Origin of the sequence: Agrobacterium sp. B1(2019) (genome assembly GCF_008274755.1) — a bacterium.
Classification (GTDB): domain Bacteria; phylum Pseudomonadota; class Alphaproteobacteria; order Rhizobiales; family Rhizobiaceae; genus Agrobacterium; species Agrobacterium salinitolerans.
Genome location: NZ_VTPB01000002.1, coordinates 103,719 through 116,932, shown reverse-complemented (window position 1 = coordinate 116,932; position 13,214 = coordinate 103,719). Strand labels below are relative to the sequence as shown.

The 13,214-nt window shown below is 60.7% G+C and carries 11 protein-coding genes; 2 read left to right on the top strand and 9 right to left on the bottom strand.

Annotated elements, in window-relative coordinates:
- Positions 1–162: 162 nt before the first annotated feature.
- The 8 genes from AGR1_RS15405 to AGR1_RS15370 all read right to left on the bottom strand — a co-directional run bounded on the left by AGR1_RS15405 (position 163) and on the right by AGR1_RS15370 (position 7,930).
- Positions 163–579, bottom strand: coding sequence for an organic hydroperoxide resistance protein (locus AGR1_RS15405; RefSeq protein WP_149147449.1), 417 nt, complete (start codon positions 577–579; stop codon positions 163–165).
- 148 nt (positions 580–727) lie between these two features.
- Positions 728–2,044, bottom strand: coding sequence for an ATP-binding protein (locus AGR1_RS15400; protein WP_149147448.1), 1,317 nt, complete (start codon positions 2,042–2,044; stop codon positions 728–730).
- A complete protein-coding gene (locus AGR1_RS15395) occupies positions 2,041–2,781 on the bottom strand; it encodes a response regulator (RefSeq protein WP_149147447.1) in 741 nt (246 codons plus the stop codon). The genes AGR1_RS15400 and AGR1_RS15395 overlap by 4 nt, the downstream gene beginning before the upstream one ends.
- Positions 2,782–2,876: 95 nt before the next feature.
- Positions 2,877–3,923 (bottom strand): alpha/beta hydrolase, encoded by a 1,047-nt coding sequence (locus AGR1_RS15390; RefSeq protein ID WP_149147446.1) that lies wholly within the window; start codon positions 3,921–3,923, stop codon positions 2,877–2,879.
- A gap of 202 nt (positions 3,924–4,125) precedes the next feature.
- The gene (locus tag AGR1_RS15385; RefSeq protein ID WP_149147445.1) at positions 4,126–4,884 is read right to left on the bottom strand and encodes an alpha/beta hydrolase; all 759 of its coding nucleotides are present in this window, start codon (positions 4,882–4,884) and stop codon (positions 4,126–4,128) included.
- A gap of 45 nt (positions 4,885–4,929) precedes the next feature.
- Complete coding sequence (locus AGR1_RS15380; protein ID WP_187772197.1) at positions 4,930–6,675, bottom strand: cytochrome c biogenesis protein DipZ; 1,746 nt, start codon at positions 6,673–6,675, stop codon at positions 4,930–4,932.
- Positions 6,676–6,853: 178 nt separating this feature from the next.
- Entirely contained in the window at positions 6,854–7,363 is a 510-nt protein-coding gene (locus AGR1_RS15375; protein ID WP_137412119.1) for a cytochrome P460 family protein, read from the bottom strand.
- 129 nt (positions 7,364–7,492) lie between these two features.
- Positions 7,493–7,930 (bottom strand): hypothetical protein, encoded by a 438-nt coding sequence (locus tag AGR1_RS15370; RefSeq protein ID WP_149147443.1) that lies wholly within the window; start codon positions 7,928–7,930, stop codon positions 7,493–7,495.
- A gap of 350 nt (positions 7,931–8,280) precedes the next feature.
- On the opposite strand from AGR1_RS15370, the gene AGR1_RS15365 reads away from it, so the two are divergent.
- Positions 8,281–9,369, top strand: a complete 1,089-nt coding sequence (locus AGR1_RS15365) for a hypothetical protein (RefSeq protein ID WP_149147442.1) — start codon at positions 8,281–8,283, stop codon at positions 9,367–9,369.
- Positions 9,370–9,468: 99 nt separating this feature from the next.
- Here the strand turns inward: AGR1_RS15365 and AGR1_RS15360 are convergent, their stop codons facing one another.
- A complete protein-coding gene (locus AGR1_RS15360) occupies positions 9,469–10,677 on the bottom strand; it encodes an MFS transporter (RefSeq protein WP_137412122.1) in 1,209 nt (402 codons plus the stop codon).
- Between the two features lie 281 nt (positions 10,678–10,958).
- On the opposite strand from AGR1_RS15360, the gene AGR1_RS15355 reads away from it, so the two are divergent.
- Positions 10,959–12,902 (top strand): ABC transporter ATP-binding protein/permease, encoded by a 1,944-nt coding sequence (locus tag AGR1_RS15355; RefSeq protein WP_149147441.1) that lies wholly within the window; start codon positions 10,959–10,961, stop codon positions 12,900–12,902.
- Positions 12,903–13,214 lie beyond the last annotated feature (312 nt).

The following is a 13,214-nucleotide window of genomic DNA, read 5'->3' as shown; positions in this document are numbered from 1 at the left end:
GCGGGTGCCGAGCCGTTCCCTTGTGATCACATTGATGAGGCCGCGCCCAGAAGCCCCGCAAGCGGTGAGGGCTCGTGGGATGTTGCATCATATACGCACGGTGCCGCGAATATCGCCGCAAACACGATGGGGATGATGAACGCACGGACGGAAACAATCGGCTTAAGCGAGCTTGAGCGTAACATCAATGTTCCCCCTGGTTGCCTTCGAATAGGGGCAGATCTGGTGAGCATCCTCGATGATCGCCTGTGCCACGGGACGATCGATACCGGGCAGGCTGACCGAGAGGCGAGCCTGCAGAAAGAACTCGCCGCCCGTCGTGCCGAGGTCGACTTCCGCATCGACGGCGGTGTCGGCTGGAAGCCGGAGCTGGCGTTTCCCCGCCGCCTTTGTCATGGCGCCGATGAAACATGCCGACCAGCCGGCCGCAAAAAGCTGTTCGGGATTCGTGCCCGGCTTTCCGCTGCCCGGAGGCGAGAGCTTGATGCCCAGCGCGCCATCATCGCTCTGGGCCGATCCGTCGCGCCCGCCGGTCGTGTGGGTCTTGCCGGTATAAAGAACAGTCTCGATCTTGGCCATGGGAGGCTCCTTTCATTTGCCGCTGCTGCAGCGTTTCGTGATAGGGCTTTGTGATGGATCAGCGTATCCGGCATGTTTCCGGAACTTGCGAAACTGTATCGAAAAGTATCGGCGCTTTAGAACCGGTTATCGTCGACCCGCATCCCTGTCAGGGAAAGGCCACTTCGGCCGCAAGCCCGCCGCCCTGCCTGTTGTAGAGGCGAACCGAGCCGCCGATCGTTCCGGCGAGCTGCTGCGCGATTGCCAGTCCGAGGCCTGTTCCGCCCGTGTCGCGGTTTCTGGATGTTTCAATCCGGAAGAAAGGCTGCATGGCATTTTGCAGCATCTCGTCAGGGATGCCCGGCCCCCGGTCGAGGACCGTGATGATCACGGTGCCTTCAGCACGCCGGTCCATTTTAATTTCGGCGCTGCCGGCGAATTTGAGGGCGTTATCTATGAAGTTCGTCAGGATTCTTCGCAATGCATGTGGCTTTGTCGACGCTGTGCCGCGCACCATGCCGGCAACCGTGACGGCTTTCCCGGTATCCTGATAGTCGTAGGCGATGCTGTCGATGAACGAGGCCAGATCGATACGGGAGGATTTCTCGCCATTGCCGTGAGCGCTGCGTGCGTAAGCGATCCCATCCTGCACCAGACGTTCGATTTCACGCAGGTCGCTGACCAGCTTTTCCTTTTCCGGCGTATCGTCTGCCATGTCGGCCCGCAACCGCATCCGGGTGATGGGCGTCTGCAGGTCGTGCGAGATCGCTGCAAGAATCTGGACACGCTCCTCAAGATATTGCGCGACGCGATCACGCATGGCGTTGAACGCGCGGGCGGCGTGGGCAACTTCGCTTGGGCCGCTCTCACTCATCGGCAACCCCTTTTGCCCCGGATCCAGCGCTTCGGCTGCCGCAGCAAGCGCGCTGAGCGGTCTTGTCGTCTGTCGCACTGCAAACCAGGTGCATAGAAGGAGAAGCGCCATCTGCGCGGCGAAGACATATGGCAGCCACTCCGCCAGGGGCATCACGCCGCGCGGTGTCACGTCGATTGTCAACGGCGAGCCGTCCGATAACGTCAGATGCGCCTGAAGCCGCTTGCCGTCGCCGGGAATGGATTCGACCTTGACGGGAAAACGGTGTCCTGCGGCCTCCTCGATCCTCTGTGCAATTTCAGCGCCGCGGCCGGTCACGTCGGAAACGCCGGGAAGACCGGGGCCGAGGACAAGTTGATAATTGCTGCGGCTCAGGCGATGGACCCATTGCGCCCGCTCTTCCGCAGGCAGGCGGTCGATGATGGCGATCGATACCGCCAGATCCTGCTCCAGAGTGCCGAGCATGACCGCCTTTGCCGACATGTATCGTTCGGCAAAGAGGATGCTGAACGACAGGCTGTAGGCGATGGCGAGACCGGCAAACAGGATGAGGAAAAGTCTGGACCGCAGTGAGCGCGGCCACCAGCCGGTGAGCAGGCGCGAGCCGTTCATATCCTCGGCTCCGAAATCTCCACGGGCACCGCAAAGACATAACCTTCCGCCCGCACGGTCTTGATATAGATGGGTTCGCGCGCGTCATCCCCCAGCCGCTGTCGCACGCGGCTTACGAGAAGATCGATCGACCGGTCGAAAAGCTCGGCGTCGCGTCCTTGGGTGAGATTTAACAGCTGGTCCCGGTTGAGGACACGCTGGGGATGATCGATGAAGACCCTGAGAAGCCGGTATTCAGCCCCGCTCAAAGCAACGGTCGTGCCCTCCCTGTCGAGCAGGTGACGGCCCACCGTGTCGAGGCGCCACTCACCAAAGGTCAGGAGCTGCCCGGCCTCGCTGATCTGCAGATTGGGAGGCAGCATCCGCGTTCGGCGCAGGATGGCCTTGATCCGCGCAAGAAGCTCGCGGGCAGCGAAGGGCTTCGACAGATAGTCGTCGGCGCCCATTTCGAGCCCGATAATGCGATCCATCTCGTCGTCGCGGGCGGTCAGCATCAAGACTGGCGTGGCTTTATGTTTCCCCGCCCGCAGCTCACGGCACAGGACCAGCCCGTCATCGCCAGGCATCATCACGTCGAGCACGATGAGATCGACGGTATTGCCGTCGAGAAAACTTCTCATCTGCCGTCCATCGGCCGCCACGCTCGTGCGCAGGCCGTTCTTCTTGAGGTAGCTGGAGACCAGCTCCCGGATTTCCCTATCGTCGTCCACGACGAGAATATGGTCGATATGTTCCATCGGATGCCTTCGTCGTCCGGACGGTTTGAGTGGCCCGCTACCGCGTCTCCTGCTGTCACACGCAGTAAGACAACGGTTCGCGGGCTTCGGCAAGTTTAAAGCTTTGCGACGTCCAGAACAGCACTCGCAAAAGCCTCGGGCGCTTCCTGCGGCAGGTTGTGGCCGATGCCGCCGCTGATGTTGCGATGCCGGTACTTGCCGGAAAACTTCGATGCGTAGGCGGAAGGATCCGGATGCGGAGCGCCGTTGGCGTCGCCTTCCAGCGTTATCGTCGGCACGGTGATGACGGGAAGTTTCGCAAGCGTGCGCTCGTAATCGTCGTACTTGACTTCCCCGTCTGCCAGTGCAAGCCGCCAGCGGTAGTTATGGATGGTGATGGCCACATGGTCGGGATTGTCGAATGCGGTGGCCGAACGATTGAAGGTCTCGTCGCTGAATTTCCAGGTTGGAGATGCCGTCTGCCAGATCAGACGCGCAAACTCGCGGGTGTTTGCGGCATAGCCTGCACGGCCGCGTTCGGTGGCGAAATAGAACTGGTACCACCAGGAGAGTTCCGCCTTGGGCGGCAGCGGCATCCTGTTGATCTCCTGGCTGCCGATAAGATAGCCGCTGACCGACACGAGCCCCGTGCAACGCTCGGGCCAGAGTGCGGCCATGATGTCGGCGGTGCGAGCGCCCCAGTCGTAACCGGCAACGATCGCCTGCTTGACGCCGAGTGCGTCGAGAAAGGCGATCATGTCGACCGCAAGCGCTGCCTGCTGTCCGTTGCGTGCCGTGTCGTCCGAGAGAAAACGGGTCGTGCCATATCCGCGCAGATAAGGGATGAGTACCCGATATCCAGCCGATGTAAGGATGGGCGCGACATCGACATAGCTGTAGATGTCATAGGGCCATCCGTGCAGCAGCAGCACGACAGGGCCGTCTGAAGGACCGGCTTCTGCGTAACCGACGCTGAGTACGCCCGCTTCGACCTGCTTCAGGGAGCCGAAGGAGGTGGCTCCGTCGCGTCCGGTTGACGGCTGAAGTGAAGGCGCTTCGCCTTTGGCATGAGCAAGGCCTGCGGCCCCGAATTCGACGGCGGCGACCGTCATTGCGGCAATACCGAAGAAGCGGCGGCGCTGGAAATTGATCTCGGAATTCATTGCTGTCTCTCCTGTCCATGTTGGATGCCGGGCAGGTAACGCGGTGCGTGTATCCTCGATGTGTCCCGAGGGGGACGAATGTGAATGGTCTTGTAGCAGGGCGCATGCCGGATACAGAGTGATACATTTGGCTTGGCCTCCGGACGCAATCAGCCGCCCCGGCGTCTGGGGCGGCTGTGTTGGACTTTGAGGCGGGCGCGGTTTATTTCGCGGATTGCCGGGCCGCCTGTTCGATGACGTCTGCGACCTTTTCGGGCTGGGAGGCGAAGACCGCATGGCTTGCTGCGATCTCAGTCACTACACTGCCGGCGCGTCTCGCCATGTCGCGCTCGAGATCGGGATTGATCGACCGGTCCTGCGTTGCGACAATCGACCAGCTTTTCCTGGTTTTCCAGGCCGGTTCGCCTGCCTTGGCAGCAAAGGCGGCCTTGGCGGCGAAGACCTGACTTCTTGCCATGAAGGCCGCGTCTTCACGCGGCAGATCGCCGGCGAAATCTTGTCCAAAGACGGTCGGGTCAAGATAGAGGAAGGCGCCATCCTTCGTCGCCTTGATGCCGTTGCCGGCCGGCGGTTTCGAGCCGGCGAGGTCGAGAAGGCTCTCACCCTTTTCCGGTTGGAAGGCGGCGACATAGACCAGCCCGGCCACATCCGGCCGGTTGCCCGCTTCCGAAATCACCATGCCGCTGTAGCTGTGCCCGACAAGCAGGCTCGGCCCCTGCTGGAGATCGAGGACACGGTTGGTGGCCGCCACGTCATCGGCAAGTGAGGTGATGGGCTCCTGCACGATCGTGACGTTGAAACCATGGCTTTCGAGGATGTCAGTCGCCCTGCGCCAGGCCGAACCGTCGGCCAGCGCGCCGTGGACGATGACGATATTCTTCACCTCTGCCGCCTGTGCGACAAAAGCAATCAGTGCGGTTGCGACGGCAAGCGCGAATTTGGGCATGAGACGACGATGCATCATATTTCTCCTTTAGCTTTGATGGAAACGGGTTGAAAATCAGGATCAGCCGAAAGTGAAGGCATAGGCCTGCACGCCGGGATCGAGGAAGCGGATGGCAAAGGTTTTCGCTTCGACGGTGCCGGACTGGCGGACGAGCTGGTAAAGACGGGTTGAGGTGACGACGCCATTGCCCTCGGCATCCGCGTCGGCGCCATGATCCGCACCCGGCGGATGACCGTCGATGGTGATCTGGAAACGAACCGGTTTTCCGGCAGCGTCGGGCCCAAGGACCAGATGAAGGTCGCGGGCGCTGAAGCGATAGGTGATGCCGCCATCAGCCGCATCGAGCGTCGCCGCCTCCGCGCCAACCGTCCAGGTGCCGGAAAGTGCCCATTCGTTGAGGGAAGGGGTCGTAACGGAATAGTCGCGCGGCACGTCTGCACGCATCGCCTCCTTCGATGCGAAGCTTCGAGCCTGCCGATAGCCTATATAGGTTTCGCCAGACAGCATGTGCCCGATATCCGCACCTGCTTCGGCTCCCGTCGCCTCCGGTGCCACCGGTGCGCTGGCGGAGGCGCTGCTGCCGGCCTCGCGCAACAGGTCCTGGATCGCCTCTTCGGTCTGCCGGTAGTTGCCCTCGCCGAAATGGTGGTAGCGGATCTGGCCATTGGCGTCGATCAGGTAATGCGCCGGCCAATAGCTGTTATCGAAGGCGCGCCAGATCCTGTAGTCGTTGTCGATCGCCACGGGGTAGTCGATCTTGAAGCCGGTGACGGCTTGGCGGACATTGTCGATCTTCTTCTCAAAGGCGAATTCGGGGGCGTGAACGCCGATTACGACGAGGCCCTGATCCCGGTATTTGTCCGCCCAGGCCCGCACATAGGGAATGGTGCGGATGCAGTTGATGCAGGAATAGGTCCAGAAGTCGATGAGGACGACCTTGCCACGCAATTGCTCGCGCGTGAGCGGCGGGGAATTGAGCCACTCGACGGCGCCGTCGAGGGATGGGGCCTTGCCCTCAACCGGCAGTTCCGGCCGGGCCGCAGCAGCGCTGACGCCCGCCGCCGCCACTTCAGGCGCTTTGGCAGTGTGGAGCCGGTCGAGCACCTGCTGTTCGAAGGATGCCGTGCTCGCATAGGAAATCTGCGACAGGAAACCCGTATCCAGCCCGAGCGCGATGACCGCGACGCCGGCAAGCACCGCCGCGCCAAGCGCCTGGCGGATCCGCTCGCTGAAACCCAAAGACCGCTTCATGGCCGCAAATACTCTTCCGCCGACGAGGATGGCGACGGCAAGGGAGGTCGCGGCCCCGGCGGCATAAGCGGCAAGCAGCAGGCTGGTTTCCAGATTAGCCCCCTTCAGGGCCGCACCCGTCAGCACAAGCCCGAGGATTGGTCCGGCGCAGGGCGCCCATAAAAGGCCGGTGGCGATGCCGAGTAACAGTGAACCCGCGACCGTCGGCATTGCCCCGGGCTTGCCGGCGGCATTGGCAAGCCGGTTGCCGAGTTCGACGACCGGGCGCGTGACGATGCTGGCCGCACGGGGCGAGACCAGCCCCACGCCGAAGACCGCAAGCAGTGCAAGAGCCGCAAGCCGGCCATATTCATTGGCGCTGATTGCCCAGCTGCCGCCCACTGCGGCCAGTGTCGCGACGGCGCAAAAGGTCGCCGCCATTCCCGCGAGCAGGGGCAGCGTGCTGCGCAAAAACGGTTGCCCAGCCCGCGCAAAAACGAAGGGAAGGATGGGCAGGATACAGGGGCTGAGAATTGTCAGCGCCCCTCCAAGATAGGCAATGACCAGAAACGTCATCATCTTTTCCTTTCAGGCAGGAGTTCGGGCTCCGGTTTGCAAAGGCGACCCGGCGATAGCGCCAATTTCCCGGCCTCACGTATCCCTGATGTGTCAGGGCTTCGGTGATTTGTATTCGAGTGTAGAAGCTGCCTCCGGCGCACGGGCGCAAAAGCCAAACCGCATGCCCCGTCATTCGTCACGGCGCATAGCGCGTGAAGACGAAATCATGGTCTTTAACGTTGCCCTCGTGGCAGGAGAGACAGGTCTCATGCTGGGCGGCGTCCACCGGCTTGCCGTTGACAAACCGCCCGAAACCCCAGCCGTGGCTGCCGGCATATTTCTTGGAGTCTTTCACCATCACCTGCACCGTGGTTGCCGCTCCCGGCACCGTGGCTGGCGGAAACTCAGCGGATTGCTGACGCTTATAGGCAAGTTTCACCAGTATCGAACCGTCAGGAAAGGGCAGGTTTCCGCTCTTATAGGCATTGACGGCGACATCATTTGCCAAAACAGCGCGAAGCTCGTCCAACGGAGGCGCTTCCTGCGCGGGCGCGATGAACTTCCAGTCACGATATCCTTCGGGAAGCGTGACACCGTAGATGGGAGAGGCAAGTCCCGGCGGCGTGTCCGCTGAGCTCGAGTAAACGGTTCCAAAACCTGCTGCCGAAACCGATAGGGAGACGGCGAAGAAAATATGCCTCTTCATGGGAAATCCTGCCTGATCCGAAATAGATCAGGCAATGATCTGCCCTGCAGGTATCAGGCATGTTTCCTGAAACCCGCATTTATGTATCAAATCGTAGAGCTGTGCAGTGCCCTTGAAGGCATGTCACGCTCAAAGGCCGGCGAGCACGCCCACGTCATCGTCTTTTGGAGCCTCCATCGCGACCCTTATCGCTTTCTGGATCTCGTCCTCAATGGCCTTTCTTTCGTCGGGCGGCATGGCGGCAAGGTCGCCTTCGGACAATCCCCGCGCCTCCAGATATTGCGCCCGGATTTTCTCGCCAAGGCTCATATTGGCCCAGCGGCTGAGCTCAGCCTCATCCGAGCCTGTGCCGCCGTTCTCAAGCGGCGTCTCTTCCACTCCGCCCTCTTGTCCCCGTAGCGCCCAGAGTGCGTTGGCAAGATTGGAGGAAAGCGAAGGCGCGGTGCTCCCGACGATCAACGGTGCCGACCGTTCGGGTGTGGGATTGGGCACGGCCTGGGAAACGTCCTGCGGCCGCGTGCGTGGATAAAGCAGAGCGGCAGGGCCAATTCGATCGATTGCAGACATTGTATATCTCCTTCGGTCGCAATCTGGTTCGGTTGGCTTGCCTCTGGCTGATCATCCTCGTCGCCTGCGTTGAGAAGACATACGCTTGCCGGGCGCGGGCATATTTCTTTCGTCACCTCGCCGGCAGAATTGCGCAAAATCGTTCCGAAGCAACGGGAAGTCGTGAAACTTTTTGGAGCGCGGCGAGTTTGGTGAACGAGCAATCAGCTCGCATGTCTCACTGCATATAATCACCGCTACGCGGAGGACTGATCGTCCTTTCGGAGGAGATACCGCATGAATTCCATCATCTATCTAGTTGGACTCGTCGTCGTTGTCCTGTTCATTCTCTCACTGCTGGGGCTACGCTGATGGTTGATCCAACGGGTATCGAAACGAATCCAAACCGCAGCTATGTGGACTGGCCAGCGATCTTCGCCGGTGCCGTCATCTCTTCGGGCGCAATGGCAGTCCTCACCGCATTTTCGGGCGGCCTAGGCCTGAGTTCGATCTCGGTCGACGATGGCGGCGAGATCAGCACAGTCTGGCTAATCATAACCGCGCTCTTCGTCATCATTTCCATGGTCGGCTCCTACATGCTGGGTGGCTATATTGCCGGCCGCATGCGTCGGCCTGCCGGTGCTGCCGACAGGAACGAACTGACGGTCCGCGATGGTGTGAATGGCCTGGTCGTATGGGGTCTCGGAACGGTCGTCTCGGCATTTCTCGCGCTCGGCGTACTGTCCGGTAGCGCCAAAGCTGTTGGCAGCGTGGCGCAGACGGCCGTCGAGGCCACGGGTTCCGCAGTCGGCGGCGCCGTTCAGGGGGCTGGCCAAATGGCGGGCGGCATCATTTCCGGCGCTGGCAGTGCGGCCGGTGGTCTGGCGCAAGGAGCCGGTCAGGCTGCAGCGCCCAGCATTGAGCAGATGCTTCCGCAGGGCCTGAGAACTAACCCGATCGACTATTTCACGGATACGCTACTGAGGACCGATACGCCCGCCACCCCTGTGACGGGTGAACAGAGCGCCAGTGACTATCAGCGCCAGATTAGCGGAATCCTCGGCAATCTGATGGCAACAGGCGAAATATCTGATGCCGACAAAACATGGCTCGCCAATCAGGTCGCTGCCCGCACAAGCATCAGCCAGACCGATGCGCAAACGCGCGTGAACCAGACGGTTGAACGTGTGCAGGCCGTCAGGGCGGAAGCGCAGAAGAAGGTCGATGAAGCGCAGAAGCAGCTCGAGACCGTGAAGGCTGAGGCGCAGAAGGCATTGGACGATGCCAAGACCAAGGCTGCGGATGCCGCAGAAAAAGCACGCGTCGCTGGTATTCTGACAGCATTCCTGCTGGCCGCTTCCGCGCTCGTTTCCGCTGCTGCTGCCTATATCGGCGCAGTACACGGCGGTCGCCACAGAGACGAAGGCCGCATCTGGGGTGGGCTAGCCTACCGCAAGTAACCAGAGCGACGGCAAGAAAATCGGCTGTTCAAAAAAGTCCTGCCCGGACCACATTCCGGGCAGGACTTACGTTTTAGGCATCTGGCGTCACGGACAGGATCAATCACGACGCTGCAACAAGGCCAGAGCGACCGTGGATGCGGCCAGTATCGCGGTCAGCGCCAGCGGCGCAGTGGCACCGTAGGAATCGACGATATAGCCGCCGAAGACCGCACCGATACTGATGGCCACCTGAAAGGAAACGACCATCAGGCTGCCTGCTGCTTCCAGCGCATCGGGTGCACCGCGGGAAAGATTGGTCGGCAGCACCACGGGCGCCATGCCGAAGGCAAGGCCCCAAAGCGCGACGAGCGCGAATGCGGCGCCGCTGTGAACACCCCAGACAACGAGGGCAATCGTCGCGAATGCCATCAGGGCGGCGGTAACGATGAGTGCAAGGCGGATACTGGTGTCAGCCATCCGGCCCCCCAGCACATTGCCGATCACGGAAGCAACGCCAAAGCCGAGCAGGGCGAGGGCAATCGGCGTGGTGTCAAGCAGCGTCACCTGTTCGAGGAAGGGACGCACATAGACCGAGCCGGCAAAATGCCCTGTCATCAGCAACAGGATTGCCAGCATCCCCAGTTGAACGCTGCGCCGCCGCGTCAGCCGGAAAACATCGGAAAGACTGTTGCTCGTACTGGCCGGCAGCGAAGGCAGGCTGAATATCTGCAGGAGCATGGCAATGATGGCAAGTCCCGCCGTCATCGACATGGCTACGCGCCATCCCACCCAGTCGCTGATCAAGGCGCCCATGGAGGGAGCCGCAATGGTGGCGAGTGAAACGCCGAGGGTGACGATAGCCATGCCGCGCCCGGTCGAATTTGCGCCGACGAGCCGTGCCACGACCGCAACCGAAAGCGCCCAGAAACCGCTGAGCGCAATCCCCAGCCCGGCCCGGCCCAGCAACAATAGCCAGAAATCGGCAGCAACCGATGCGAGAATGTTGGAGCCGATCGCCAGCGCACTAAGACCGACAAGCACGGTCTTGCGGTTCAGTTTGCCGATGAGAACATTGCTCAGCAAAGCCGTCACGGCGCCCACGGAAGCTGTCGCCGTCACAACCTGTCCGGCTGTACCCTCGGTAATGCCGAGATCGCGCGCCATGGGCGTCAACAATCCCGCTGGCAGGAACTCGGCCGAAACCAGCGCAAAACTGGTGGCCGCCATCGAAAGAACCGCGAACCAGGTCGCAGCTGTCCATGCGGGTTCTTCTGTGGCCTCGAGGGCAATTGTTGACCCATCAAAATCTGATGTCGTGTCCGTCATGGTCTCTCTCCTTGAGTTGGGAGAGTTTTAGACGAATTTTTCCGGATGATATGTATCTAAAAATCCGAATTCCATGACCATTCCTCCGAACTTTGTGCGTTGCACAACGTTGGCAGGCAGTGCGTACGAGATATTGGCGCCCGCGCACCTTCTAGAAACAAGGCGTCCGGTCTCGGCATGCTTCGCCCTTGCAACGGAGACAGGGCCAGCGGAGCTTTCTTGCCCGACTGCAAACCCTTCCGGGCCGGCAACTTTTCAAACAGTCATCCGTTTATCCATCCATGACCGATGCTGACGCAAATCCTAAACCAGTCGATGGCGCCGGCCAAAAGGGTGCAGAGAACGTTCATGCCAATGACGCACCGGATGATCCACTCCCGCCGGAGGAAATAGGGCCCGTCTTGGGCTTGACACCGCAGCAGACCGAAGAGCTTCGCAAGCGATATCTTCTGAAGCGGTTCCTGATCAGCGCGCGGGGTTTCTGGAGCCGCCGTGGGGATGGGCTTGCGTGGCCGTTCTCCATCGGGCTTCTGGTGATGATCGGCGTTAATGTCGGTTTCCAATATGGCATCAACATCTGGAATCGCGGGATTTTCGACGCGATTGAAAAACGGGACGCATCGACGATCTACTTTCTCGCTTCCATATTCCCGCCGCTGGTTCTTGGAAGCGTTTTTATTGTGACCTCGCAGGTTTACGTCCGAATGCGCATTCAACGGCGCTGGCGGTCGTGGCTGACCAAGGTGCTGGTCTCCCGATGGATCGCAAATGGCCGCTATTACCAGCTCAACCTGATCGACGGCGACCATCAAAATCCGGAGGCGCGGCTGTCGGAAGATATGCGGATCGCCACCGAAGCGCCCGTGGATTTCGTGGCGGGCGTCATTGCGGCCTTCGTTTCGGCCTCCACCTTTATCGTCGTCCTGTGGACAATCGGCGGTGCGCTGACGCTGCCGGTCGGCGGGTTATCGGTCACGATACCCGGCTTTCTTGTGATTGCGGCGGTGATCTATGCGCTCATCACATCGAGTTCCATCGCGTTGATCGGCCAGAACTTCGTCCAGGTCTCCGAGGTCAAGAACCAGTTGGAGGCGGAATTCCGCTACACGCTGACCCGTGTCCGGGAAAACGGGGAGAGCATCGCCCTGCTTGGCGGCGAAGAGGAGGAGCGAAGCGACCTCGACAGGAGGTTCCGCAATGTCCGGCGACAGTGGAAGCAGATGGCGCAGCAACATATGCGCACCACCGTTGTGTCATATGGATCGATGTTGATTGCGCCCGTTGTTCCGCTTCTTTTGTGCGCGCCCAAATTTCTCGATGGAAGCATGTCGCTCGGCCAGGTCATGCAGGCCGCGTCCGCTTTCACCATCGTTCAATCCGCCTTCGGGTGGCTGGTCGACAACTATCCCCGACTGGCGGATTGGAACGCCTGCGCGCGCCGCGTTGCCTCCCTGATGATGTCGCTTGACGGGCTGGAGCGGGCCGAACGGAGCGATAAGCTCGGCCGGATCGTGCGCGGTGAAACGGAAGGCGAAACGATGCTCAGCCTCAAGGATGTGTCGGTGTCGCTCGGCGACGGTACCGCCGTCGTCAAGGAGACCGATGTGGAAATCGGGCGGGGAGAAAGAGTGCTTGTCGCAGGCGAATCCGGATCCGGCAAAAGCACGCTTGTTCGGGCAATTGCGGGCCTGTGGCCATGGGGTGGGGGCAGTGTCAAATTTCGCGCCGGCGGCCGGCTTTTCATGCTGCCGCAGCGGCCATATGTTCCCTCCGGCACCCTTCGCCGGGCTGTCTGCTATCCGCAAGCGGCCGAGAGCTGGACTTTCGAAGAGATAGGAGAAGCTCTCGACAAGGTTGGTCTCGGCCATCTTAAAGACAAAGTGGAAGACGAGGCGCCGTGGGACCAGACGCTGTCGGGTGGTGAAAAACAGCGGCTGACCTTTGCCCGCCTGCTGCTGAACGACCCGGATATCATTGTCATGGACGAAGCGACCGCGGCTCTCGACGAAAAAAGCCAGGACAGGATGATGCAGACGGTGATCGATGAATTGCCCGACGCCACCATCATCAGCGTGGCGCATCGTGCCGAACTGGAGGCCTTCCATAGCCGGAAAATAACCTTGGAGCGACGCGAAGGCGGCGCAAAGCTGGTCAGCGATATCCACCTCATTCCCCATAAAGTCCCATCCCGCTCCTTGCTTCGGCGCATGGTCAAGCGCAGGTAAGTCGCTGCGGCTGTCGGGAAGCCTTGCGGGCATACAGCCTGCGGAATTCTAAGGCGAAGGAATTTCGCCCTTTCCGGTGTTCCCGCCTTGTCCGGCGTCACCCGTAAGAACGATAGACGGCAATTCGGCGACGTCATAGAATGGCTGACAGAGGAGGCAACGATATACTCTTGGGAGGAAACCAATGGGTCTTATGCCGATATCGGCATAAAACCCATTATGCCGTAAGCTGGATTATGCCGCATGGCCGATTCTCGAGGCTAAGGCCCTTGCTATCGGCCATACGACGGTTCGGCATAATCAGAGCTGTTG

Excerpts from the sequence above, each read along its gene's own strand:
- AGR1_RS15405 (WP_149147449.1), bottom strand. The coding sequence starts at position 579 with ATGGCCAAGATCGAGACTGTTCTTTATACCGGCAAGACCCACACGACC.
- AGR1_RS15400 (WP_149147448.1), bottom strand. The coding sequence starts at position 2,044 with ATGAACGGCTCGCGCCTGCTCACCGGCTGGTGGCCGCGCTCACTGCGG.
- AGR1_RS15395 (WP_149147447.1), bottom strand. The coding sequence starts at position 2,781 with ATGGAACATATCGACCATATTCTCGTCGTGGACGACGATAGGGAAATC.
- AGR1_RS15390 (WP_149147446.1), bottom strand. The coding sequence starts at position 3,923 with ATGAATTCCGAGATCAATTTCCAGCGCCGCCGCTTCTTCGGTATTGCC.
- AGR1_RS15385 (WP_149147445.1), bottom strand. The coding sequence starts at position 4,884 with ATGCATCGTCGTCTCATGCCCAAATTCGCGCTTGCCGTCGCAACCGCA.
- AGR1_RS15380 (WP_187772197.1), bottom strand. The coding sequence starts at position 6,675 with ATGACGTTTCTGGTCATTGCCTATCTTGGAGGGGCGCTGACAATTCTC.
- AGR1_RS15375 (WP_137412119.1), bottom strand. The coding sequence starts at position 7,363 with ATGAAGAGGCATATTTTCTTCGCCGTCTCCCTATCGGTTTCGGCAGCA.
- AGR1_RS15370 (WP_149147443.1), bottom strand. The coding sequence starts at position 7,930 with ATGTCTGCAATCGATCGAATTGGCCCTGCCGCTCTGCTTTATCCACGC.
- AGR1_RS15365 (WP_149147442.1), top strand. The coding sequence starts at position 8,281 with ATGGTTGATCCAACGGGTATCGAAACGAATCCAAACCGCAGCTATGTG.
- AGR1_RS15360 (WP_137412122.1), bottom strand. The coding sequence starts at position 10,677 with ATGACGGACACGACATCAGATTTTGATGGGTCAACAATTGCCCTCGAG.
- AGR1_RS15355 (WP_149147441.1), top strand. The coding sequence starts at position 10,959 with ATGACCGATGCTGACGCAAATCCTAAACCAGTCGATGGCGCCGGCCAA.